The following is a 23,340-nucleotide window of genomic DNA, read 5'->3' on the forward strand; positions in this document are numbered from 1 at the left end:
CAAATTCGTGACCTCAGTAAGCAAGAGTTCCTTGCCTTGAGAGAACTGTGTAGATTGAGTAAAAACCTTTACAATGTAGGGCTTTACTCGGTTAGACAGTTCTATTTTTCTGAACAAAGATACTTGAGATATGAATCGAATTACCATCAATGCAAGGATAATGAGAATTACAAACTTCTCAATACCGATATTGCACAGCAAACATTGAAAGTGGTAGATCGCTCGTTCCGTTCTTTTTTTAACTTGATTAAAGCAGCAAAACAAGGATTGTATCGATTTGAGCCAATTCGTTTGCCCAAATACCTTCCAAAAGAAGGTTACTTTCCGTTGATTATGCCACGGATCAAGGTAAAAAATGGAGGGTTTGAAGTCCCTATGTCTAACGCATTCAGAAAGGAATTCGGTTCTATCCGTCTTCCCTTTCCTGAACGGTTGAATGGGAAGATATTGAAAGAGGTGCGAATTCTGCCCAAATACAATGCTCGATTTTTTGAAATTGAATATGTTGTGGAAGCAGAACCCGAACCTCAAGATGTTAACCCTGACCATGCTATTGCAATTGATTTAGGACTTGATAATCTTGCTACTTGTGTCAGTACCGTTGGGGCATCCTTTCTTTTGGATGGCAAACCACTTAAAGCAATTAATCAATGGTTTAACAAGGAAAATGCAAGATTGCAGAGTATCAAAGATCTACAAAAAATCAAGGTAACCACAAAACGTCAATCTAAATTGACACTCAATCGCAACAATTTTGTCAGAGATTATTTGAACAAATCGGCTCGATACATTATTAATTGGTGTATCAAACATCAAATTGGAACGGTAATTGTTGGTGTTAATCCCGGTATTAAACAAGAAATCAATATCGGAGCGAAAAATCATCAGAATTTTCTTCAAATTCCCCATTGGAGTTTTAGACAAAAACTCAAAAACTTGTGTGAACGATATGGATTGAAATATCAGGAACAGGAAGAATCTTACACCAGTCAGGCAAGTTTCTTGGATGGTGATCATATTCCCGTCTACAATCCTGACCCGTCCCAGAAATATCAATTTTCTGGAAAACGGGTTAAACGTGGATTGTATTGTTCTCAACAAGGACATTTGATTAATGCTGATTGTAATGGTGCTGCCAATATTGGAAAGAAAAGTAGCCACAATGGTTTTACCGGAGTGGGTAGGGGTTGTTTGACTCAGCCTTTAAGAGTGAAAATCTCTTAAGAATCCCCGTCTCTTCAGAGCGGGGAGTGTCAATCCAGTCTTAACTGCTGCTCTAAAAATCTTGTCTAAACTTAGTCAAACTTAATTAACTTTAGTTCATGGAATCGCTAAAAAATTTTATAACTTGAGAGTTATAAAATCCATTCTATGAGTTTAAACAGAATGGCACTAAGAACAGCAGCCGTAGGAACCGTAATCACCCACGCTAAAAGAATAGAACGCACCGTATCTAAGCGGACGGACTTGGTATTTGCCACCAATCCAATGCCCACAACCCCTCCGACTAACGCATGGGATGTAGAAACGGGAAGTCCTAAACGAGACGCTAATAATACTGTTGTTGCCGTTGCTAATTCCGCACAAAACCCTTCACTGGGAACCAAAGCAATAATATTTTCTCCTACGGTTTTAATGACATTTTTACCCCAAATCGCTAATCCGGTAACAATGCCACTCCCCCCTAAGAATAAAATCCAAGTCGGAATTTCGAGATCAACTAAAGGAATAGAACCTGTTTTCAGCACCGCTACAATTGCAGCTAAAGGTGCAATCGTATTCCCGACATCGTTTGACCCATGAGCAAATGCGACAAAACAAGCACTAATCACCTGAAATTGAGCCAGTTGTTTTTCTATCCCTGGGAATTTTTCAAATTTTGATGCTGAATGGGTTTGCTGTTGGTCTAATTGTCGCCAACTGATCCAAGTTAAACTCATCGCAGCAATTCCCCCAATCGCTAAAGGAATATCATGAACAGGCAACGTCGAGCCCCAGTGATTTAAGATCTTTTGCAATGGAGCACTTAAAATTGGAAAAACGATCACCCCAAAAATGGTGATTAAGGCACTACTCAACCAAGGAATCCATTCTCGAATTTGATGATCAGGATTGGGTTGGTTTAAAATCCAATGTCTAATCAAAGTATAAAATAATGCTGCAATTAAGCCACTAATCAAGGGCGTAACCAACCAAGTGAGAGAAATGATACCAATGGTACGCCAGTCTACGGCTTTGGCTCCGGCTGCAATAAAACTAAATCCGGCGATCGCTCCGACCACAGCATGGGACGATGAGACAGGTAATCCTTGACGGGTGGCAATTTGTAACCACAATCCGGTGGAAATCAACACCGATATCATCCCAATCACAAAGACTTGGGAATTGGAGATAAAGACTTCGGGATTAACAATCGCCGTAGCTAAGGTTTTAGAGACTCGTTCTCCAAACAACACCGCCCCGGTAAACTCTAAAATCCCGGCAATGATTATGGCTTGTTTCAAGGTCAGTGCTTTGGAACCGACCGATGTTCCCATGGAGTTAGCCACATCATTGGCCCCTAAATTAAAGGCGACATAGAAGGCTAACCCTGATAACAGGATGATGGGTACAATTAAATCCATTAGGTTGACTGTTAGCGTTAGCGTTGACGGTTAATGCCCCTGATCACTGAAGATACAGGCAAGATGCTTGTTCCACTGACTGATCACTGATTTGATATAGATTTTGCAATCCGTTTTGATCTATAATAGGGGCTTGTGAGTTTTGGAAAATCATTATGAAGGCGGAAGAAATTATCCGTACTATTGAAACGGAAGAAATTGAAAACCTCCGGCAGCAACTCAATAAAGCCGATCTTCCTGAAATTTATGTTGGAGATACGGTGAAAGTTGGAGTCAAAATTCAAGAAGGGGGTAAAGAACGGATTCAGCCCTATGAAGGAATTGTGATTGCCAAACGTCATGGCGGCATTAACGCCACGATCACCGTGCGTCGGATTTTCCAAGGGGTGGGTGTAGAGAGAGTTTTCTTAATCCATTCTCCTAGAATTGCGAGTATTAAAGTGCTGCGTCGTGGGAAAGTTCGTCGGGCGAAACTGTTCTATCTCCGCGATCGCGTGGGTAAAGCCACTCGTGTTAAACAACGGTTTGATCGCAGCCTGTAATGGGGTTGAGATGGGCGATCTCGAATTCCCCTCAAGATTTTCGGAAAATTTTTTAACTAAAGTCTGCAAGTTGTGTTAAGCTAGATAAGGTAAAAGATCAGCCACTCCGCTATGCGCTCTTAGTTCAGTTGGTAGAACGCAGGTCTCCAAAACCTGATGTCGGGGGTTCGAGTCCTCCAGGGCGCGCTGGATACCTCCAATGCCCAGACGTAAGATTTGCTTTCGTCTGGGCATTGTTCCGAAAAGCAACAGAGCGGAACATTGTGTTGAGGAATTCAGTGTGATAGTTTAAAAAGTTTGGGCGGATGTGTGACCCTCTTTCAGCTAAGATCAGGATCAGATACCGTAAGATCGCAAGGGGAGTTCATGGTGGTCAACAAGAAAGAAGAAGTTGGAGGTCAAGAAACAACTTCTGGCTTTAACGCTTCTACGTTCCTCAAAGAAACGAAAGAGGAATTAGACAAAGTAGTCTGGCCGAGCCGACAGCAACTGTTGAGTGAGTCGGCGGGCGTATTGTTGATGGTCACTCTCTCGGCTAGCTTGATCTATTTAGCAGACAACTTCTTTCGTTGGGCGTCGGGGCAAATCTTCGGATGACTTTTACATCAGACGAATCACAACATTCAGACCTCATGGCAGATACAGACGAGGATTCCCAGGAGTTTTCCCCTGGAGAACGTCGTTGGTATGCTGTTCAGGTAGCTTCTGGCTGTGAAAAACGAGTCAAAGCGAACCTGGAACAACGGGTACAAACCTTGGATGTTGCGGATCGGATTTTGAAGGTGGAAATCCCCCACACCCCAATGATTAAACTGCGGAAAGATGGCAGTCGTCAACATGGTGAAGAGAAAGTGTTTCCAGGTTATGTTCTCATCCAGATGAGACTGAAATGGAATAACGAGCTCAATCGCTGGGAAATTGATGATGAAGCTTGGCAGGTTGTCAAGAACACTCCGCACGTGATTAACTTCGTTGGGGCGGAACAAAAACGGCATTCAGGGCGGGGTCGAGGTCACGTCAAACCTCTACCATTAAGCCATGCCGAAGTGGATCGCATCTTCAGACAAGCGCAACAACAAGAACCCATTGTCAAGGCAGCAATGGCAATTGGGGATCATATCATTGTCCTTTCAGGGCCGTTTAAAGACTTTGAAGGGGATGTGATTGAAGTCAGTCCAGAACGCAGTAAGCTCAAAGCGTTATTGTCGATTTTCGGACGAGATACCCCAGTGGAATTAGAGTTTACTCAGGTTGAAAAACAAGGCTAAGGCTAAGGAATGGCAAAAAAAGTTGTAGCAGTTATTAAGTTGGCAATTACTGCGGGCAAAGCCAACCCTGCACCCCCTATTGGCCCTGCGCTGGGTCAACACGGGGTGAATATTATGGCGTTCTGCAAAGAATATAACGCCAAAACCGCAGATAAAGTAGGTCTTGTAGTTCCGGTGGAAATTTCGGTTTTTGAAGACCGGAGTTTTACATTTATTCTCAAAACCCCTCCTGCTTCGGTGTTAATTCGCAAAGCCGCAGGAATTGAACGGGGTTCGGGAGAACCCAACCGCAAAAAAGTTGGCAAAATTACCCAAGCTCAATTACGGGAAATTGCCGAAACGAAAATGCCCGATCTCAATGCCTATGATGTAGATGCTGCAATGAAAATTGTAGCTGGGACAGCCCGGAATATGGGTGTCACCATCGTTGATTAAGGCAACTTCAGATCAGGATTAAAGGCAACAATGGAAACCCGTTGAGCCAATTTAAGTTAACCCTTGAATGGGGGAGAAGTTGAACTTCGTTAACGACCCCAGAAGTATAGAATGACAAAAAAAGTATCTCGTCGATTACAAGAACTGAGAAAGAAGGTTGAAGAGCGACCTTATGAGCCATTAGAAGCAATTAATCTGTTAAAGGAAACCGCTACAGCTAAGTTTCCTGAAGCAGCCGAAGCTCATATTCGGTTAGGGATTGACCCTAAATATACGGATCAACAATTGCGGACAACCGTCAGCTTACCCAAAGGAACGGGTCAAGTGGTGCGGGTGGCGGTATTAGCCAAAGGTGAAAAAGTCACCGAAGCGCAAGGTGCTGGGGCTGATATTGTGGGATCGGAAGATTTAATTAATGATATCCAGAAAGGAATGCTGGATTTTGATTGCTTAATTGCCACACCGGATATGATGCCTCAAGTGGCAAAGTTGGGGCGGTTATTAGGGCCTAAAGGCTTAATGCCATCTCCGAAAGGAGGTACAGTCACGATGGATGTAGCTCAAGCGATCGCAGAATTCAAAGCCGGAAAGTTAGAATTCCGGGCGGATCGTACCGGGATCGTTCACGTGATGTTTGGAAAAGCGGCATTTTCCGCCCAAGATTTATTGGTGAACTTATCGGCGCTGCAAGAATGTATTGACCGCAACCGTCCTTCTGGGGCTAAAGGCCGTTACTGGCGCAGTGTGTTTATTGCTGCCACCATGGGGCCATCCATTGAAGTCGATATTACGGCGCTGCGAGAACTGAAAATTGTTGATGCGGCTTAATCCGGTGGGGGGGTGTAAAAGGTGCTTAGACTGGTTGCCTTTTTAGTTTCTCCCTACTATTGACAAATTCAAAAAAATATGCAATAATTAGAAATTGCGTATTTAAAACAATAAACGGCTTACTCACCGTAGACAGCAGGGGCAAAAGGCTTAATTTCCTGCCGAGGTTAAACGAGTTTAAAGCTAAACCATTACAGAGGAAGTTAACAGACTCATTGAGATCTGTTTGTATTTATCCTGAATGTTTAAGTTTTAAGTCTTGACCTCGGTGAAAAAACCGAGGTTTTTATATGGCAAAATCGCGCTCTGCTGAATTACTGGGAAGAAGTCAACCATTGCAGGTAAAATTCTCACGTTCAACGGGTGAAAAGCAACTGCAATGTTACACGGAGGTTCCACAAGAATGGGAAGAACCCTAGAAAATAAACAAGAGATTGTTGCCGAACTGAAGGAAACGCTCAAAGATTCGCAACTGGCAATTGTGATTGACTACAGCGGCTTGTCCGTTGCAGAAATCACCAATTTGCGGCAACAGCTTCGTCCCTCCGGTAGTGTTTGCAAGGTGACGAAAAACACCTTAATGCGAATTGCGATTGAGGGTCAAAGCAATTGGCAGCCTTTGAATGAGTTGCTGAAGGGTTCTAATGCCTTTTTATTAGTCAAAGAAGATATTGGCAGTGCCATTAAAGCCTACCAAGCCTTCCAAAAAGCTTCTAAGAAAACGGAAGTTCGCGGTGGCGTGATGGAAGGTAAGCTGCTGAGTGAAAGTGACGTTAAAGCATTAGGAGATTTACCCTCCAAAGAGCAACTCATGGCTCAAATTGCAGGTGCTATCAATGGTGTTGCGACCAAACTGGCCGTTGGCATCAACGAAGTTCCAGGGTCTTTGGCGCGTGCGCTTAAAGCTTATGCCGAAAAAGATGACTCTACCGACGAAGCTGCATAGTTGTTTCTATGGTGCTTTAGCAACGAGTCTTGACTACAAACCGTTACATTGTCTAGGAGTTTAACGAATGTCTGCAACTACTGATCAAATTCTGGAACAGTTAAAAACCTTAACCCTATTAGAAGCTTCTGAATTAGTCAAACAAATTGAAGAAGCCTTCGGTGTGAGCGCAGCGGCTCCTGTGGGTGGCTTCATGATGGCGGCTCCTGGTGCTGGTGGTGCAGCCCCAGCAGAAGAAGTTGAAGAGAAAACTGAATTTGATGTCATTCTCGAAGAATTCCCGGCTGATAAGAAAATTGCGATTCTGAAAGTTGTGCGTGAACTGACCGGTTTAGGCTTGAAAGAAGCTAAAGATTTAGTGGAAGCCGTGCCCAAACCCGTTAAAGAAGGTACCAACAAAGATGACGCTGAAGCTACGAAGAAAAAATTGGAAGAAGCTGGCGCTAAAGTTTCTGTTAAATAATTTTAACGTCGCTTAATTTTAGTTTTTTAGTTGGTTTTTAACCTGATTTCTAGTTCAGAAATCAGGTTTTTTTGATGAAATTTAGGAGTTATATAGCACTACGCCTTTTTATCTCTTACTATTCCCTATTCCCTATTAAGATTTTGCGGGTTTAAAATCGAAGACTTTGGCATAAAAATTAAATTCCTCCTCAATAGCACGTTTAATATTTTCAGCTTTCCTGAAGCCGTGTTGCTCTGCTTCAAACAAAACATAATCTACGGTCACGCCTTTTGCTTTTAAGGCAGTAACCATCATTTCTGCTTGGTTGGGAGGAACAATTTTATCTTCTGATCCTTGAAAGAAAATCACTGGACAGGATAATTGTTCAACATGATGAATGGGAGAACGCTGTTGATAAAGTGCTTTTTCTTCAGGATAAGCACCAATTAATCGATCTAAATAACGAGATTCAAATTTATGGGTATCTGTTGCTAATGCCTCTAAATCACTAACACCATAATAACTGGCACCTGCTTTGAAAATATCCTTAAAAGTTAAAGCGCATAACGTGGTGTAACCCCCTGCACTTCCTCCCGTAATTGCCATTCGATTTCCATCGACTAAACCTTTTTCAGCGAGGTATTTTGCTCCATTACAACAATCCTCGACATCCACAATTCCCCAATTTTTATTTAAGCGTTGACGATACTCTCGTCCATAGCCGGTACTTCCTCCATAATTCACATCTAAAACCGCAAAGCCGCGACTTGTCCAATATTGATTTTTTAAGCTTAAACTGCTAGAGGTTGCAGCCGTTGGCCCCCCATGACTTTTAACAATTAAAGGCGGTTTTTCCCCGTCAGGTGCTTGATAATCTTTGTTCTGAGGGGGATAGTAAAATCCATAAGCGGTTTTACTATTTTCTGTGGGAAATTCTATCGTTTGAGGAACGGATAAATAGCCTTGATCCAGTACAATTTGGCTAGAATTTCGTAAGACTTGTTGCTCTCCAGTGTCTAAATTTAGTTGTACAATGGCACTGTTTTGAGTGGGAGAACTACCGATAAATAACACTTGATTTCTTGAAATTTTTAAGCAATCAATGCTAGTGTAGGGAGTGTCAATCTCTTGTAATTTTAGGGTCTTTGTATCTAAACTACCTAGATAGGAGTTTCCATTTTTGTTGTAGGTGCAAATAATCTTTTCGGCGGAACTAAACCCATAGGTTGACATTCCAAAGACCCAAAGGGGTAAACCCAATTCAGCAGCAATGGGATATAAGGGTTCTACTTTTCCAGTATAGCGATATAAGTTCCACCAATTCGAGCGATCGCTGACAAAATATAATATGCCATCGGGTGACCATTGCGGTTGAAAAATCGATTCTTCTGTTCCTCCTCCAATTAATATTTTGTCTCCTAAAGAACCTTCAGAATTAACATCAGCAACCCATAATTCTGTACCATCCCAAGGCATATTTGGATGGTTCCAAGAAATCCAAGATAATTTTGTTCCATCGGGACTTAAACGGGGGAAAGCATAAAAATCATTTCCTTCAGTTAATACTCGAATATCCTCACCGTTATTAAGATTAATACTGACAATGGTATTAACAGGTTCTCCTCCTTGAGTATGATCTTCTCGAACACAAATTAACCGTTGATTTTGAGCATCAATGATCCCATCTGCATAACGATATTTACCTTCCGGGGTTAAGGGTTCTGGAGTAATTTCATAGGGTGTATTTTTCCCTTGAATTTTCTGTTGATAAAGTCGTTGATCAACAAAATTCGAGAAATAAATATTTCCTTGATGAACCAGATAGGAACCTCCCCCATATTCATGAACACGAGTTCTGGCGTTAAAAGGTTGAGGTGTGACATCATTTAATTGTGTATCAGGAGTTAAACGAACAATAACGCTGCGTCCTCCTTCTGAGGGTCGTCCTTCCACCCAATAAATATCATCTCCATCCCAATTTAAGCCACCGAGTCCAACGGTTCCTTCTACGATTAAATCTGTGGTGATGGGAGATTTCCAAGAGCCATAGGATGCGTTTTTTTTACTCATTTTTCAATCATTTCGTTTTGGGTAATATTAAAAATTGTATAGCAGGAAATGGGGAATATAAAGAAAATAAAGGTTAAGAAGCTTAAGAATAATAAAGTTATTTGATAAGCTATTATTATTTTGTTCAATTGAGATATTGGTCGCTCAGGAGTAGCAATTATGGCAGCAACTCGTGAAAGTATTTATAAATTTATTAATTTTTGTAAACAGCATATTACAGAAGGGAGAGAAAGGCAGGATTCACCTGAGTTTTTAATCAACAGGATTTACGCAAAAACCCGGTTTCTGAACCCAAAATCAAGCTTGTCGCTCTGAGCCTCAATGAGAAACTGGGTTTTTTAACCCCTTGTGCGTAAGTCCTGATCAAGTTTTTTCAAGCCTTTGGACATCAAGGACTTAAAGAAGTCAATGCACAATTTGATCTACCGATTCCTAAAAGTGGATGATGTTCCGCCAGAATGAATATTTATCAATTAGCGACGTTGACTAATGGCGGATTTAATCTCATCTTGGGTCAAAGAATTAACAATACTTAAACTAAAAGGAGAGGTTTCTTGTCTTTGGATATACCCAGCATTCAAATAAGGTAAATATTCAGTTTGATTGCGAATATAAGCATTAAAAAAGACTAAACTAATAGCTTTTAAATAAGGAAAAGCTAATTCTGGTTCAGGGCCAATCAGTTCAGGGGGAACGGGAAGTACAGATTTTTCTCCAGGTTCTAAGAAGGAAAAATGGGTTCCTTGACCCAATAATATCAAGTATTTATTAGGATTGGTTAACCAAGAAAAGGGATAAATTTGTTCAGGAACTGCGGGAGCAATATAATCATCACTACCGCCAATCATTAAAACCGGAATTTCGATTTGACTCATCCCTTCTTGACCAAAAACAACACTGGTAATGGGATTAATGGCAATAATAGCTTGAACTCGTTCATCTCTGAGATTGTAGCCTTTATTAGCAACAGAACTGGCTTGACATTGCAATAATATCGAAATATTTAACGTCAGTTGTCGGTTTTTTGATTGTTCACATTCTTGATTAATTTTACTAATATTAAATCCCGCACCTCCGACTGCTAAAGCTGTATAACCGCCATAGGATTGACCTAATACTCCAACATTATTCAATAATAAAGGTGCGGGAAATTCAGATTTTTTTTGCTTTTCTTCTAAAAGATTAAGGACAGTAGTAATATCTAAGGGACGATGAATAAAAACTTCTGGGCCAGGAGGAGGAGCATTCCCAGCCAAGAAATTAGCTAACCCATTGGCGCTGGTTTCTAAATGTTCAGGAACCGCTACAAAATAGCCGTGAGAAGCTAAATGTTCTGCTAAATAGGTAAAGGTTGTTCGGTCTGAACCTAAACCATGAGAAATCACAATAACGGGGGTAGGAGTAGAAATTTGGGGGATATAAACATCAACGGGGGAAGTGGTATTGAGTTGAGAATGTTGATAGGTAAAGGTTTCTTTTTTCCATTGAATTGTACCTGCTTCTTTTAACTGAATCGGTTGGTTATTAATGGCAGGATTATCAGTTTTTGTTTTCGCTTGTTGGTTAATCCAATTAATGATGGATTGATCTTCATAAATCACTTGAGAGAAATCTCGAATCACATCGACAGCAAAATTAATATCAAATTGTAAGGTTTCACCCGGAAATTTTTGTAAAACGCCGAGTAATGTTAAACCCCCTGGAAGTTTAGAGGCTTGATTAATCGCAGTTTTGAGAGCGGTTACACCATTTTCACCATTATCAGTTTGAATAAAATTCCCAAAGCGAGTTAAGATATTCATGCCCATTGAACTATTATTAAATTGTTGAATACTCCAAGGACTAGCAGTCATAGGAGTCAGTAAAAGTTGACGTAATTTTTCAGCATCTTCAACGTTTAAAACTTTTCCATAAATTGATAAAATTGGGGAAACATCTCCCGTTTTTGCAAAGGTTTCTAGGTCTTGAACTGAAATAAACGCTGTACTAATGTTATATCGAAGTGCGATAGTTTCAGCAGCGAGAGCGGAATGGGTTGTAGCAATTAATCCTGATCCTATTCCTAAGCACAATTGAAGCAATTTAGTCAATATAGATCTCAGACTGGAGTGATTGTTATAACAAGAATTCATTTGAAGTTTGTTAATATTTTTTAACATAAAATACAAGTTTAGGATTAATTTTGTTAGATTAGCATTAATTCTGAATCTTTGTAAATACCTGAATTGATTTTAATTTTCTTGATTAATAGCATTTTTTAATTGGTTAGGGGTTAATGATTGAATTAAGCTGATGGGATAAACCGGATCACTAATGGTTTGAGTATAAGCTGCATGAAGATAAGATTTATATTGAGAATCTTGGTTAAGATAAGTTTTAAAAAAAGCTGTACTTAAAGCTTTAATATAGGTTCGAGTAGTTTCTGATGTTGGGACAATAACAGCCGAATTCCCTAATAGTTCTGATGCGTTTTCTGAAGTAATATCATAAAAATGGGTCGCATGATTTTGTAAAACCAAATATTTATCTGGGGTGGTTAACCATGTGAAAGCATTTAACTGTTCTAACAACGCAGGAGCTAAAAAATCATCTGTACTGGCGGTGATAAAAACAGGAATTTTAATACGACTTAAACCCGATTGACCTAAAAGACTACTATTAACCGGATTTAAGATAAAAATAGCTTTAACTCTAGGATCTTGTAGCGAATAATTCTCCTGGGGAAGTTCTAAGGCGCGACACTGAAGAAATAGAGAAGGGTTTAAGGGAATATCCAATTGCTGACAGTCGCTTTTAAGTTGAGTAAAATTGAGGGTTGCTCCTGCTAAAGTTAAGGCGGTATATCCTCCTAGTGAATGACCAATAACACCAACATTTTGTAAATTTAATTGCTGATTAAATTCAGTGGTATTCAGTGTTTCTAAATGATTGAGTAATTCGGTAATATCCCTCGGTCGCTCTACAAATTCTTCAGGTTCAAATAAATCTTTTGCTTCCCCCTTCAGTAAGGATTGAAACTGTTGATAGTCACTCCCTGGATGTTGAGGAACAACAACAACAAAACCGTAGGAAGTGAGATGTTTAGCTAAGGGTTCAAAGCGTGAACGATTAGAAGCTAATCCATGAGAAATGACAATAACAGGATAGGATAATTGACTCGAATTTTGGAGCACAGAAGAATTGGCTTCTGGACGATAAATATCAGCTTGAAATTGACGATTTTTCTGAGAATAATTAACGGTTATTGTTTGTTTTATTCCAAGATTAAATTTTCCTAATTGGCGTAAATCAGGGAGTTTACTAAAATTAGTCATGGGTGCTTTTTGAGCTTCTACTTTTGATAACGCTTCTAAAGAATGGGTAACGGCTTGAGTTTGTCGAATCAAGGCAAAAACCTTGGTTAATGTGGCTAAAGTTCGTTCAACATTTAAACGAATTTCTGGACTCGGAAACTGACGCATAATCTCTAATATAGTAAACCCATTTGGTGCATCACCGACTTGAATTAAACTGGTACGAATTGCATCGGCTCCATTTTCTTCCGACTGAGTTTTAATAATTGTTCCAACATGAGTTAAAAATGTCATCAGTAAGGGAGAATTAACAAATTGTTGAATCGAAATATCGGGAAGGGTGTAACGGGTTTGTAAAAGAGTTCTTAAACTTTGGCGTTGTTCAGGGTTTAGTAATTCCAGATAAGTTGCTAAGGGTTCTTGAGGGTTAATTTCACCGAGATTACCATAGCGTTCTAAGGAATCTAGGGATATAGAAATTGTTGTTTTACCCAAGGGAACAATAATAAATTCTGCGGCAATTGTGGGTCGTATTGTTAATAAAATAGACGCAGTTGTTAAAACAAATGAGGAAAACCACTTCATTGTTTTTTGTTCCTTTTAATGTTAGGATTAATTAGGATGCCAATCCAAGAGCGTTTCAACTTGTTTGACGGCTTGAAAAAATTGATCTAAAGAGAGAGAATGTACAAGGCTTAAGGGATCAGTGAGTTTACTAATAGTTTGAGCATAGATCGCTTATAAATAAGGTTGATAGCTTGAATCTTGATCAATATAGACATCAAAATGCCAAGAAGTTTCAGATTGAATAATATCTCCAAGTTTATGCAAAAATAATCTTCCTCTAGGAGAGTTTAAAAATTGAGAAACCATCACTGGGTCTAATTGATGTTGATTCCTGAATACGGTTCATTATAATTTTACCAAATTCAGAAGCAAATTAACCTTTAAGATTGCACCTGAGTTAATAAAGTTTTAATTTCTTCTAAAATAGACTCAACCGATAGATTAAAAGGTAATACTTTTAGAGGAAAACTAGAGGTAAATTGTTGTAAATTAACTGTTATTAAATCCAAAGCATTATCTTTGAATTCAACTGAGAATGAAGACTTAGGCTTTCTTTTTTTATCAATAGATTTACCTTTAATTTTGACTGAATTTTGTGCTAAAATTAAGATCGGAATTTTAGCTTTCATTTGTTCTAAAATGGATAAAGCTTCAACGAGATAACCAAAGGAACTTTCATGACAACAAATTAACATTAAATCCAAACTTTTACATTGAATTTTCTGAAGAATTTCTTCCCAATCTTTCCCCATAATGCTGCGAAATCCTGCAAGCTCAATATATTGAACTAAGGCTTGCTCAATTTTAAAATTAGCATTATTGATAGGATCACGAGGGTCAGTATTGTTCCTAGAACGTTTAATAGAAGGGGAAGATTTAAGATGGTCTGATAAGGAAGTTAAAGTTGAGTTTAATGAAGTAGGTACAGAAGGACTATTCCCTTCTAAGGAGGGATCGAATTGCTGTTTTGGTAAAACCGAAGAATCGACCACTAAAATGCTCGGTTTCCAACTCAAGCGGGTTGCAATTTGAATCACTTCTAATAATGCTGAACTCAAAGCCAGTGAAAAGCTTTGAAGATTCATACTATCCTCAGAAGGATTAGCTAAACAAGGAAAAATTGATAAGTTTTTAACTTGATTTGCAACTTGGGTGGTGACGGGATCTAAAGTAACAATAGCTAAATGGGCTAAACTTTCTTTTTGACTAATTTCTGTGAGTAAAGGTAAGGGATTTTGAACAGAATGATCTCGTTCTAATACGATCACATTGGGCTGCCAAATTCGAGCAATCAGAGCCGCTTGATTCACATCATCTGCTTCTAAAATTCGACAATGGGAAAATTGAGATAAAAATAAGCTTGAATGATAAATGGAGTTGTGCTGGTCTAGGGTTTCTTTTGAGGTTAAGTTGTGTTTATTTTCAGATAAACTTAACCAGAGAATAATTAACGGTTGAGGCACGGAAGATGAATTCTCTGGAAGCAATTCTCCTAGTAAATTTTCCAATTCATATTTTTGAACTGGGAGATTGAGAAACCCATCACAATGATTGACCGTTGCTTGTTGTTTATCCCCTAAAGTTGCTGTAACAATAATCGGAATTTTATGGGTTTTTACATCGGTTTTTAATAGGGTTAAAACATCCCAACCGGATAATAAAGGAATTAACGGATTCAGGAAAATAATTCTAGGTTGTAGGTGACGAGCTTTTTCCACGGCTTCAGTTCCAGAACGGGCAATCACGACTCGATACCCTAAATGGGTGAGTTGATCATTGAGGGTTTGAATAAAACGAGGAACTGTTTCAACCACTAACACTAAACGAGATTGTTGAGGTGTTGGAGACCCAAGAGAAGCAGAAAAATTAGTTTTTGATTGGGAAAAATGATTTCCTAATTTCCAATTAAATCGGGGGGGACTTGGAGGTAATAATAAGGTAAATTGGCTGCCTTTATTGGGTTTAGAAATAAAGCTGACATCTCCTCCATGAAGTCTAGCTAACCGTTGGGTTAAAACTAATCCTAATCCGGTTCCTTCAAATTTACGAGTTAGGGGACTTTCAAGTTGTTGAAATTTTTGAAAAATCAGATGTTGTTTGTCATCGGAAATACCAATTCCTTTATCCCAAACTGTGAAAGCAATCCAATTTTCCCAACGACTAACTTGTAAACCAAAATCGCTACCATCTGGGGTAAATTTGAGGGCATTACATAATAAATTAACTAACATTTGCCGCAATCGTAATTCATCGGCAATTAAAGTTTCTAAACCGGGTTTAATTTCTAGGGTGAATCGACGTTTAAGTTGTTCTAAAACTTCTGCTTGCTGTTTAATATCAGATTTATCTTGACTTTGGTATTGTTGCAGAGTCATTTCAAAAGCTCGTTCACAAACTGCCTGAATTTGTAAGGTTTCTGGAACTAACTCTAATTGTCCAGTTTCAATTCGAGTTAAATCTAAAATATCGTTCACCACTAACATCAAATGTCGCCCACTTTTATGAATAAGTTGAGCATAACGAGCTTGTTTTTCGTTCAATTCTCCTAACGCTTGATCTTTTAATAAACTTGATAAACCTAAAACCGCAGTTAAAGGGGTTTTTAGCTCATGACTAATACAAGCCATAAACTCATCTTTAAGTCGGTTCAGTTGAATTAAATCGCTATTTTTTGCCGTCAGTTCTTGAGCCACTCGATGCTGTTCTGTAATGTCTTGAGCTAAGACTAACCAAAGATCTTGGTTCTCCTTTCCTAAACATAATGTCATCTCCCATTCAGGGTTTAAATGTTGGCGAGTAAATTGCCAAACTCGTTCTTGATTGTGGGAGATCGGACAAATACAAATATAAGTATCCGGTTGACTTCCTAGCTGACACCAACTTGGCATTTGTAATGCAGCCGTATTTGGAGTTAAAGAGGGAGAAAGATGTGTTAAACCCTGCGTTAAAAATCCAGAATCATTTGAGGATTGTAAGGAGGACATAGAGTATTTTTCCTCAGAAGAAAACTTGCTACGGGTTTCTGACCAACGAGTTACAGATTCAGCGACTTCCTGCAAAACTTCTGATCCTCGACCAATGAGCGATCGCCATGCTAAATTTTGACTAATGACTGTACCCTCATTATTTTGAATCATTAAGGGGATAGGCAGTTCATCTAAAAACTGAATTAAGCGATTAGAAACAGTTAATTTTTCTTGCGCTAATCGATTGAACCGTTGCTGAGATTCTGAATTTAACTTTAAATTAGGGGAAGGTCTAGGTTGTTGAACTTGGGTAAACTGTTGAGGATATTCTGCTAAATATCGTAACACTTGAAAACTATTAATTAATCCGATAAACGCTCCGGTTTTATCAATTAAAGCGAGAGACACTGGTTGGGGAGACAAACTTTCCGGTAGCAGATGGGAACTTTGAGCTTGTAAAGATTGCCAAAATTCATCCCAGCTTAAATCAGATGGAACCGTGATCATGGGTTCGATAATCACTGATAAAAATTCATTGAGTCGGGGGGGTGTTTGAAGCTCTGAGGAGGGGGTTTGAGGAGTATTCAACAGATAGGGAAGAAACCGATGCAAAGAAATTATTCCTAAAGGATGATGTTCAAAATTGACAATCACAACTTGTTCACAGTTACCCTGAGAAAAAATCAACCGCAATGCTTCGAGGGGAGCATCATGGCGACAAACCGGAACCACCTCAATAAAGGTTTGGAGGTCAGCTTGGGGAGACATAAAAAATAAATCCTCCAGATGAGATCATCATCTATTTAAAGCGTCAAGTCTCTACAGGAATAGAATTAACTTTTCCTGCGTGTGTTTGTGTTCATTGTGCCTTCAGGGGTGATAGCAATTCCAGCAATCAAAGATTGATCCTGATTCCCTTTGACTCCTATCAATCTTAGAGAGTCAACGGTTATCATCCCATTTGGGATCTATTAATATTTCTATTGTGATAGATCAGGGTTAAAATTTCCAGAATTTAACGATTTCCTAAACAAGCTTAAAGAAATTAAAAGTTTCTCTCCCTTCTTTTGGAGAATTTTCATAAAATATTGAACCTCAGCAATTTTTTTGATTTTTCCTTTCCTTTTTTGCCAAACCAGTCTGGACAGTTGCTCTGAGGTATAAAATGTTCTCTCTCCTACCACCCGCTATCCCGAAGAATTATCACTCCAAACTTGATTTCTCACTTCAGAAGAGAAAAAACCGGAAAGCAAAAACAAGCAGATTGACATTCCAGCCCCAAAGTTATAAATTTTACTTCAAAAAATTCTATAATTAATCTCATAAATTTGATTTAATATTCCTGAAATGCTATAATTCTAATTCAACATTAATTTTGAATAGTTTTAGCAATGGCGGAACTTAAGATAACTCTGTGGAATAAAGTTAAAAATTTGCATCCTTTGTCCCGAAAATTTTTAATCCAATGGATTAGTTTATTCTGCTTCTGTTGTTTAATTATTATTAGTTGTAGTCCCGATAAAACCCGTAATATTTCTCCTTCTTCTTACTCCAATAACGGCCGAATTACGATCGGAACAACGTTAAAACTTCGCACCCTTGACCCCGCAGATGCTTATGAATTAATGTCAGGAAATATGCTATATAATTTAGGCGATCGCCTTTATGATTATGAACTAGGAACCAATCAATTAATTCCTAAATTAGCCACCGCTTTACCCACCATTAGTCCCGATGGATTAACTTATACCATCCCCCTGCGAGAAGGCGTTACCTTTCATGATGGCACCCCCTTTAACGCCGCCGCGATGGAATTTTCCATTCAACGATTTATTCAAAATGCAGGTTCTCCTTCCTCCTTATTAGCAGATACTGTTGATACGGTTCAAGCCACAGGAGACTATGAATTAACCATCAAATTAAAACAACCCTTTTCTGCCTTTACTTCTTTATTAGCCTTTTCTGGATTAGCAGCAGTTTCTCCCCAATTTTATGAAATCGGAGAAGGCAAATTTAAACCCAATGAATTTGTTGGAACTGGGCCCTATAAATTACAATCTTTAGGGATTGATGTCATCCGTTTAGATGCTTTTGAAAACTATTGGGGAGAAAAGCCAGCTAATACTGGAATTGATATTCAACGCTTTTCTAGCTCTTCTAACTTATTTAATGCCTTTCGCAGTGGTGCAATTGATATCGCCTATTTATCCTTAAACCCAGACCAAATTTCCAATTTAAAACAAGGAGCAGAAAAAGGCAATTGGCAACTGATCGCAGCCAATGGTAACACCATTAGTTATCTCATGCTTAACGTTAAATCAGAACCGTTAAATCAGAAAGAAGTTAGACAAGCTATTGCCGCTTTAATTAATCGTTCCGTGATTAATGAACGGGTGTTACAAAATCAAGGAGAAAACCTATATAGTTTAATTCCTACAACCTTTAGTGATTATCAACCCAGTTTTAATGTACAATATGGTGATGGAAATCTTGAAAAAGCCAAACAACTCTTAAATCAAGCTGGATATACCCCAGAAAATCCAGCAACCGTTGAGGTTTGGTATGCCTCTAATTCATCGAATAAAGGATTTTTAGGATTAACCTTAAAAGCTTTAGCAGAACGCGATTTAGGAGGGTTACTCGATTTACAACTCAATAGTGTTGAATCTACCACAGCCTTTAAATATTTAGAAGAGGGAATTTACCCAACTTTCGTTTTAGATTGGTATGCAGATTTTCTCGATTCCGATAACTATATTCAACCGTTTTTAGAGTGTAGCAAAGGTTCAGCAGAAACGGGATGCGAAAAAGGCTCTAGTCAATATCAAGGTTCTTTTTATTATAGCGATCGCATGAATCAATTGATCGCAAAAGAACGTCAAGAACAAAATCCCCAAGCTCGCAAAGCCATTTTTGAAGAAATTCAAAAACTCTTAGCGGAAGATGTTCCCTATATTCCCCTGTGGCAAGATAAAACCTTTGTTTTTGCTAAAAACGGCATTGAGAATATTCGGTTACAACTGACTCAACAAATTCCTTTCTGGACAATTAAAAACTCAAACTCATAACCATGAAAAAACAACTTTTATCCCTGTCCATTATTGGTTTGTCTATGATGTCTATTCTCAACCCATCTATGGCTGCTAATTCTCTCAGTGGAACCGATTGGAAATTACTTTCCTGGGGTGAGGAAAAATCCCCCCAAACCTTATTAAAAGATACGGAAATAACCTTACAATTTCAAGAAGATCAAATTAGTGGTTCATCCGGTTGTAACCGTTATTTTGCCTCCTACACCCTGGAGGATGATCAATTAAAATTTGGTGTAGCAGGGAGAACTCAAATGGCTTGTCCCGAAGATATTATGAAGCAAGAAGATCAATTTCTCTCAGCTTTAGAAAGAAGTCAAAATTTTCAGATTAATTCCGAAGGTCAATTGCAAATTACCTATAAAACTGAGCAAGAATCTGGAGTCATGATATTTACACCGAATCAACCCGAATAAACCGTAGTAAGTTTTTTAGAACTCTATTTAGAGGTATGAAGGACTCACTACTTTTTATATGAAGCCTTTAAATATTTGCTACCCATCCGTTCCCTGTAGAGACATTGCATGCAACGTCTCTACAGGGGTTTAGGGTTATTAATTTGTAGGATCGATGTAACTACAGATTTTGCAATATTTTATATTACTTTAAAATGAGAAATCAATACGGATAACTCAGTTTAAAGTTTTTTTTGGGAAGAGGGATTTAGCAGTTAAAATCCTGGGTCTATTCAAAAGTCGTGAGTCGTTGAGGACTCATAGGGCTGAAGCCTAACTACAATTAAAAAACCCTCAGCTATTTGGCTAAGGGTTTGAAATATCAATTCAAAGTTGATTTTAATTAACGCTTATATTCTTTAAAAGAAAGATAAGCATTATCAGGATCATATAAATGGCATTGATCCACAATTTGAGTCATTAATGCCCAAGAAAAATTAGATTCAGGATAGAGATATTCACCCCAATTGTCTTTAATACTTTGATAAGCTTTCCGTAAATTATAGGAAGGAATTCCAGTGGAAATATGATGAGGGACGTGAACATTAATATCATGACAGAAAAACTCAACCCAAGCAGGATAATTACAATGAACAGTTCCCGATAATTGAGCTAATGCTTCATTCCAGTCTTGGGGTTCTTTAAATTGAATATCGGGTGCGGTGTGGTGAACAAGAGTGAAGGTACTCATCCAGAAATGATACACCAACCAAGGCATTAACCAGAACTTGACAAAACCCCAAACACCGATTGTTATGATTAATGTCGGAAATGCGATCGCTGCACATCCTATCACAAATAAAGAAGAAAATTTAACTTGTTCCCGTCCTTTCCCTTCAAATTTACGCCAATCAAAATGTAAAATTGCCCAATGCAAAATCGAAGCTAACCACCACAGTCGTCCTCGTGTTAATTTATAAGCAACTTTTACAATTTGAGGAGAAGCTTCATAATTTTCAATTGTCCAGGGTTCCCAAGCATTATCTTCCGTTAATTTATTGGTATGCTTGTGATGATGATTATGTCCTAAACGCCAACTGTGGAACGGATAAATTAAGGGAAGAAAAGCTAAATGACCGACTAAATCATTAATCCAAATTCGGTCAGAAAAAGAACGATGTCCGCAGTCATGACCAATAACGAAAAATCCTGTTAAAGCTGTCCCGGTAAAAATCCAAGCCAGAGGTAAAAGAAACCAAGGAGAATAAGCAATGGCAAAATAGCCAGTAACAACGAGAAGAACATTAATAAAAACGGTCAACCAAGCTTTTTTGGGATCTTTGACAAAGACTTCACGAGGTAGAGTCTTTATAATGTCTGTTAAACGTAGATTTGATGTGGAATTAGCAGAAGATGCTAAGGTTTCAGGTTGAACGGGTGATAAGGTCATAGAATCTTGTAAACTTTTAAATCCCTCAGCACGAAAGGCTAGGGTAATGCTAAGAAATGGCTGAATTTTTTGTCCAAAATTTTCAGTTAGCCGAGTCAAAAATCCCCCAATTGCTCATGAAAAATCACACCTGCACTAAAACAGCAGGCATTTTTCATCCCTAGAGATGAATCATAAAAATCCTGTTCAGAGGAATTTAACCCATTTAGGCTGGACACAGTGCATGAAAAACTTAGGTGTTTAACAATTTTTGTCAAACCCAGCGAGTGATCATGAGGAGGGGAAATTGAAGTTAGACAACGACTCAACGAGTCTGTGGGGCTGATATTGCTTCTTGGCGTTGTTGCTTGATGGTTTGTAATTCCAAGAGCAAGGTTTCAACTTCAGCGTGCAAATGCAGAAACTTCACTTGCTGATCAGCGCTGTACAGATTTTTCATCGCATCAATGGCCAGGGGCTTAGAGATCACACAAGCGGAAGTCCGGCTTGGTGTAGGAGCATCTAAGGTAGGAGGACAAGATGCAGGAGATGAAGGATTGGACATCAGCAGTTGATTTGACATCTAAAAAATGTTTAGCTCAACAAATCTTAACTATATTCTACCTCCAAGGTTTACCCCCATTGAAAAAAACATCAAAATTAGTTTGTTTTTTCACGGAATGTAAACGAGAAGGTAAACTAAATAAGGAATACACCTAACGGCCAATCCTGTCAACTGATACAGTTTATAGATTTAAACCGTTAAGCGGTTATTCTTTATCATAATTTTGTTAGTTTGTCAATCCTTAAACGGATTATTTTTCCTTCATTAACTACTACCGAGATGACGTTGACTTTGCCTACAACCCAGTCCTCATTAAAGTGCTGGCCCGGTCTGATTGAAGCCTACCGCAACTATTTACCTGTTTCTGAATCAACACCCGTTGTCACCCTACAAGAAGGCAACACGCCTTTAATTCCTGTCCCAACCATTGCAGAACGAATTGGCAAACAGGTACAGGTCTATGTGAAATATGACGGACTCAACCCCACAGGCAGCTTCAAAGACCGAGGCATGACAATGGCGATTTCCAAAGCCAAAGAGGAAGGGAGCAAAGCCGTGATCTGTGCCAGTACCGGAAATACTTCAGCAGCAGCAGCAGCCTATGCCCGTCGGGCCGGAATGAAAGCCTTTGTCTTAATTCCCGATGGCTATGTGGCGTTAGGGAAATTAGCCCAAGCCTTATTATATGGGGCAGAAGTCTTAGCCATTAAGGGCAATTTTGATCGAGCCCTCAATATTGTGCGGGAGATGGCCGAACATTACCCGATTACGTTAGTTAATTCCGTTAACCCCTATCGTTTAGAAGGTCAAAAAACCGCAGCCTTTGAAGTGGTAGATGCGTTAGGAGATGCCCCCGACTGGTTATGTATTCCCGTCGGAAATGCTGGCAATATTAGCGCCTACTGGATGGGATTTTGTCAATATCATTCCGTTGGTAAGTGTTCTCGTTTACCCCAAATGATGGGATTTCAAGCCGCAGGTGCCGCCCCGTTAGTATCAGGTCAACCCGTTGAACACCCGGAAACCTTAGCAACGGCCATCCGCATTGGAAATCCAGCCAGTTGGAACCTTGCCATCGCTGCCAAAGATGCCAGTCAAGGAAGTTTTAACGCCGTTACCGATGCAGAAATTCTGGAGGCTTATCGCTTATTAGCGTCTGGAGAAGGGATTTTCTGTGAACCAGCTAGTGCCGCATCCGTAGCAGGATTATTGAAAGTGAAAGATCAGGTTCCAGAAGGAATTAAAATCGTTTGTGTGTTAACCGGAAATGGATTAAAAGATCCCGATACAGCTATTACCCACAGCAACAATACATTCAAAGCCGGAATTGAACCTGAAATGGAAGCCGTTGCAAAAGTTATGGGGTTTTAATGGGTTTATAGAGGGGTTGCATTCAACGTCTCTACTCAGTGTTTTATACTTTCATTGTTGACAATCTCCCGCCAAACTATAGCTTGGCGGGAGATTCTTTATTTAACGAATCAATTTTCTCAGACAGGATTCTTAACAGTTCTCGCAGTTCGGCTATTCTTCTATACACTAGGAATTCTTATAATACTTTGATAATTTAGAAGATATCATAGGTTATTCTATTTAAAAAAGTGAAGGAAACAATGAAAATTTTAATTACAATTGCTCACTTCTTTAAACCTCAACCCAAAGGTCTATATGATTCTCAGTCCTCAAATCCTCAGCCACGTTTGACGGCGTTAAGCCAAAGTCTAACGACTTTACATCAAGTCTTTAGTAAATGCCAAAGCATTATTAATATTCATCAGCGATTCGCTGTTCCTGTAAATCAACCCCTCGCTAACAATCTTGATATTGTTATTTGTACGACTCAAGATTGCCATCTTTTAGACCAACTTCCTGTACCTG

19 protein-coding genes, 1 tRNA gene, 2 pseudogenes and 1 other annotated feature are annotated in these 23,340 nt (G+C 39.0%); of the genes and pseudogenes, 14 read left to right on the top strand and 8 right to left on the bottom strand.

Going from position 1 to position 23,340, the window contains the following annotated elements; all coding sequences use genetic code 11:
- Positions 1-1,224 (top strand): RNA-guided endonuclease InsQ/TnpB family protein (locus ACKPEB_RS09195; RefSeq protein ID WP_408964572.1); only part of this gene is annotated, 1,224 nt, incomplete at its 5' end.
- A 131-nt stretch (positions 1,225-1,355) separates the two neighbouring features.
- Here the strand turns inward: ACKPEB_RS09195 and ACKPEB_RS09200 are convergent.
- Positions 1,356-2,624: an inorganic phosphate transporter gene (locus ACKPEB_RS09200; protein ID WP_408964573.1), complete on the bottom strand. Its 1,269-nt coding sequence runs from the start codon at positions 2,622-2,624 to the stop codon at positions 1,356-1,358.
- A 155-nt stretch (positions 2,625-2,779) separates the two neighbouring features.
- On the opposite strand from ACKPEB_RS09200, the gene rplS reads away from it, so the two are divergent.
- The 9 genes from rplS (at position 2,780) to rplL (ending at position 7,106) form a co-directional block, all read left to right on the top strand.
- Complete coding sequence (gene rplS, locus ACKPEB_RS09205; protein ID WP_408964574.1) at positions 2,780-3,166, top strand: 50S ribosomal protein L19; 387 nt, start codon at positions 2,780-2,782, stop codon at positions 3,164-3,166.
- A gap of 113 nt (positions 3,167-3,279) precedes the next feature.
- Positions 3,280-3,352 (top strand) — tRNA-Trp (locus tag ACKPEB_RS09210).
- Positions 3,353-3,532: 180 nt separating this feature from the next.
- Complete coding sequence (gene secE / locus ACKPEB_RS09215) at positions 3,533-3,763, top strand: preprotein translocase subunit SecE (protein ID WP_072720097.1); 231 nt, start codon at positions 3,533-3,535, stop codon at positions 3,761-3,763.
- A complete protein-coding gene (gene nusG, locus ACKPEB_RS09220) occupies positions 3,760-4,434 on the top strand; it encodes a transcription termination/antitermination protein NusG (RefSeq protein ID WP_408964575.1) in 675 nt (224 codons plus the stop codon). Before secE ends, nusG begins: the two co-directional genes overlap by 4 nt.
- A 9-nt stretch (positions 4,435-4,443) precedes the next feature.
- Complete coding sequence (gene rplK / locus ACKPEB_RS09225) at positions 4,444-4,869, top strand: 50S ribosomal protein L11 (protein WP_408964576.1); 426 nt, start codon at positions 4,444-4,446, stop codon at positions 4,867-4,869.
- A 111-nt stretch (positions 4,870-4,980) separates the two neighbouring features.
- Positions 4,981-5,697, top strand: a complete 717-nt coding sequence (rplA, locus tag ACKPEB_RS09230; RefSeq protein ID WP_408964577.1) for a 50S ribosomal protein L1 — start codon at positions 4,981-4,983, stop codon at positions 5,695-5,697.
- Positions 5,698-5,805: 108 nt separating this feature from the next.
- Positions 5,806-5,995: a sequence feature (ribosomal protein L10 leader region), on the top strand.
- Complete coding sequence (locus ACKPEB_RS09235; protein ID WP_408964578.1) at positions 5,988-6,116, top strand: hypothetical protein; 129 nt, start codon at positions 5,988-5,990, stop codon at positions 6,114-6,116. (Overlaps the previous feature by 8 nt.)
- A complete protein-coding gene (gene rplJ / locus ACKPEB_RS09240) occupies positions 6,101-6,643 on the top strand; it encodes a 50S ribosomal protein L10 (protein WP_408964579.1) in 543 nt (180 codons plus the stop codon). The genes ACKPEB_RS09235 and rplJ overlap by 16 nt, the downstream gene beginning before the upstream one ends.
- 67 nt (positions 6,644-6,710) lie before the next feature.
- Positions 6,711-7,106 carry a 50S ribosomal protein L7/L12 gene (gene rplL, locus ACKPEB_RS09245; RefSeq protein ID WP_408964580.1) on the top strand — a complete coding sequence of 132 codons (396 nt, stop codon included), beginning with the start codon at positions 6,711-6,713 and terminating at the stop codon, positions 7,104-7,106.
- Positions 7,107-7,241: 135 nt separating this feature from the next.
- Here rplL and ACKPEB_RS09250 read toward each other — a convergent pair whose 3' ends face one another.
- The 5 genes and pseudogenes from ACKPEB_RS09250 to ACKPEB_RS09270 all read right to left on the bottom strand — a co-directional run bounded on the left by ACKPEB_RS09250 (position 7,242) and on the right by ACKPEB_RS09270 (position 16,752).
- Positions 7,242-9,158 (bottom strand): prolyl oligopeptidase family serine peptidase, encoded by a 1,917-nt coding sequence (locus ACKPEB_RS09250; protein WP_408964581.1) that lies wholly within the window; start codon positions 9,156-9,158, stop codon positions 7,242-7,244.
- Positions 9,159-9,631: 473 nt separating this feature from the next.
- Complete coding sequence (locus ACKPEB_RS09255; RefSeq protein ID WP_408964583.1) at positions 9,632-11,248, bottom strand: alpha/beta hydrolase; 1,617 nt, start codon at positions 11,246-11,248, stop codon at positions 9,632-9,634.
- 141 nt (positions 11,249-11,389) lie between these two features.
- Positions 11,390-13,036 carry an alpha/beta hydrolase gene (locus tag ACKPEB_RS09260; protein WP_408964584.1) on the bottom strand — a complete coding sequence of 549 codons (1,647 nt, stop codon included), beginning with the start codon at positions 13,034-13,036 and terminating at the stop codon, positions 11,390-11,392.
- Between the two features lie 153 nt (positions 13,037-13,189).
- Positions 13,190-13,342 (bottom strand): annotated as a pseudogene (locus tag ACKPEB_RS09265) (alpha/beta hydrolase); the annotation flags it as partial.
- Positions 13,343-13,398: 56 nt separating this feature from the next.
- Positions 13,399-16,752 (bottom strand): ATP-binding protein, encoded by a 3,354-nt coding sequence (locus tag ACKPEB_RS09270; RefSeq protein WP_408964585.1) that lies wholly within the window; start codon positions 16,750-16,752, stop codon positions 13,399-13,401.
- A gap of 623 nt (positions 16,753-17,375) precedes the next feature.
- Between ACKPEB_RS09270 and ACKPEB_RS09275 the strand changes: the two genes are divergently transcribed.
- Positions 17,376-19,052: an ABC transporter substrate-binding protein gene (locus tag ACKPEB_RS09275; RefSeq protein WP_408964586.1), complete on the top strand. Its 1,677-nt coding sequence runs from the start codon at positions 17,376-17,378 to the stop codon at positions 19,050-19,052.
- A 2-nt stretch (positions 19,053-19,054) separates the two neighbouring features.
- Entirely contained in the window at positions 19,055-19,489 is a 435-nt protein-coding gene (locus ACKPEB_RS09280) for an META domain-containing protein (protein WP_408964587.1), read from the top strand.
- 382 nt (positions 19,490-19,871) lie between these two features.
- Here ACKPEB_RS09280 and ACKPEB_RS09285 read toward each other — a convergent pair whose 3' ends face one another.
- Together ACKPEB_RS09285 and ACKPEB_RS09290 are read right to left on the bottom strand one after the other, a co-directional pair.
- Entirely contained in the window at positions 19,872-20,918 is a 1,047-nt protein-coding gene (locus ACKPEB_RS09285) for a fatty acid desaturase (protein WP_408964590.1), read from the bottom strand.
- 304 nt (positions 20,919-21,222) lie between these two features.
- The gene (locus ACKPEB_RS09290; RefSeq protein WP_408964588.1) at positions 21,223-21,462 is read right to left on the bottom strand and encodes a hypothetical protein; all 240 of its coding nucleotides are present in this window, start codon (positions 21,460-21,462) and stop codon (positions 21,223-21,225) included.
- 279 nt (positions 21,463-21,741) lie between these two features.
- Here ACKPEB_RS09290 and thrC point away from each other — a divergent pair, with 279 nt between their 5' ends.
- Together thrC and ACKPEB_RS09300 are read left to right on the top strand one after the other, a co-directional pair.
- Positions 21,742-22,833 (top strand): threonine synthase, encoded by a 1,092-nt coding sequence (thrC, locus tag ACKPEB_RS09295; protein ID WP_408964589.1) that lies wholly within the window; start codon positions 21,742-21,744, stop codon positions 22,831-22,833.
- A 242-nt stretch (positions 22,834-23,075) separates the two neighbouring features.
- Positions 23,076-23,340 (top strand): annotated as a pseudogene (locus ACKPEB_RS09300) (calcium-binding protein); the annotation flags it as partial.

Source organism: Planktothrix sp. (genome assembly GCF_046067725.1).
Classification (GTDB): Bacteria; Cyanobacteriota; Cyanobacteriia; order Cyanobacteriales; family Microcoleaceae; genus Planktothrix.

Excerpts from the sequence above, each read along its gene's own strand:
- ACKPEB_RS09290 (WP_408964588.1), bottom strand. The coding sequence starts at position 21,462 with ATGTCCAATCCTTCATCTCCTGCATCTTGTCCTCCTACCTTAGATGCT.
- rplJ (WP_408964579.1), top strand. The coding sequence starts at position 6,101 with ATGGGAAGAACCCTAGAAAATAAACAAGAGATTGTTGCCGAACTGAAG.
- rplK (WP_408964576.1), top strand. The coding sequence starts at position 4,444 with ATGGCAAAAAAAGTTGTAGCAGTTATTAAGTTGGCAATTACTGCGGGC.
- rplA (WP_408964577.1), top strand. The coding sequence starts at position 4,981 with ATGACAAAAAAAGTATCTCGTCGATTACAAGAACTGAGAAAGAAGGTT.
- nusG (WP_408964575.1), top strand. The coding sequence starts at position 3,760 with ATGACTTTTACATCAGACGAATCACAACATTCAGACCTCATGGCAGAT.
- ACKPEB_RS09260 (WP_408964584.1), bottom strand. The coding sequence starts at position 13,036 with ATGAAGTGGTTTTCCTCATTTGTTTTAACAACTGCGTCTATTTTATTA.
- ACKPEB_RS09275 (WP_408964586.1), top strand. The coding sequence starts at position 17,376 with ATGGCGGAACTTAAGATAACTCTGTGGAATAAAGTTAAAAATTTGCAT.
- ACKPEB_RS09250 (WP_408964581.1), bottom strand. The coding sequence starts at position 9,158 with ATGAGTAAAAAAAACGCATCCTATGGCTCTTGGAAATCTCCCATCACC.
- rplL (WP_408964580.1), top strand. The coding sequence starts at position 6,711 with ATGTCTGCAACTACTGATCAAATTCTGGAACAGTTAAAAACCTTAACC.
- rplS (WP_408964574.1), top strand. The coding sequence starts at position 2,780 with ATGAAGGCGGAAGAAATTATCCGTACTATTGAAACGGAAGAAATTGAA.
- ACKPEB_RS09280 (WP_408964587.1), top strand. The coding sequence starts at position 19,055 with ATGAAAAAACAACTTTTATCCCTGTCCATTATTGGTTTGTCTATGATG.
- ACKPEB_RS09200 (WP_408964573.1), bottom strand. The coding sequence starts at position 2,624 with ATGGATTTAATTGTACCCATCATCCTGTTATCAGGGTTAGCCTTCTAT.
- ACKPEB_RS09270 (WP_408964585.1), bottom strand. The coding sequence starts at position 16,752 with ATGTCTCCCCAAGCTGACCTCCAAACCTTTATTGAGGTGGTTCCGGTT.
- ACKPEB_RS09235 (WP_408964578.1), top strand. The coding sequence starts at position 5,988 with ATGGCAAAATCGCGCTCTGCTGAATTACTGGGAAGAAGTCAACCATTG.
- ACKPEB_RS09285 (WP_408964590.1), bottom strand. The coding sequence starts at position 20,918 with ATGACCTTATCACCCGTTCAACCTGAAACCTTAGCATCTTCTGCTAAT.
- thrC (WP_408964589.1), top strand. The coding sequence starts at position 21,742 with ATGACGTTGACTTTGCCTACAACCCAGTCCTCATTAAAGTGCTGGCCC.
- secE (WP_072720097.1), top strand. The coding sequence starts at position 3,533 with ATGGTGGTCAACAAGAAAGAAGAAGTTGGAGGTCAAGAAACAACTTCT.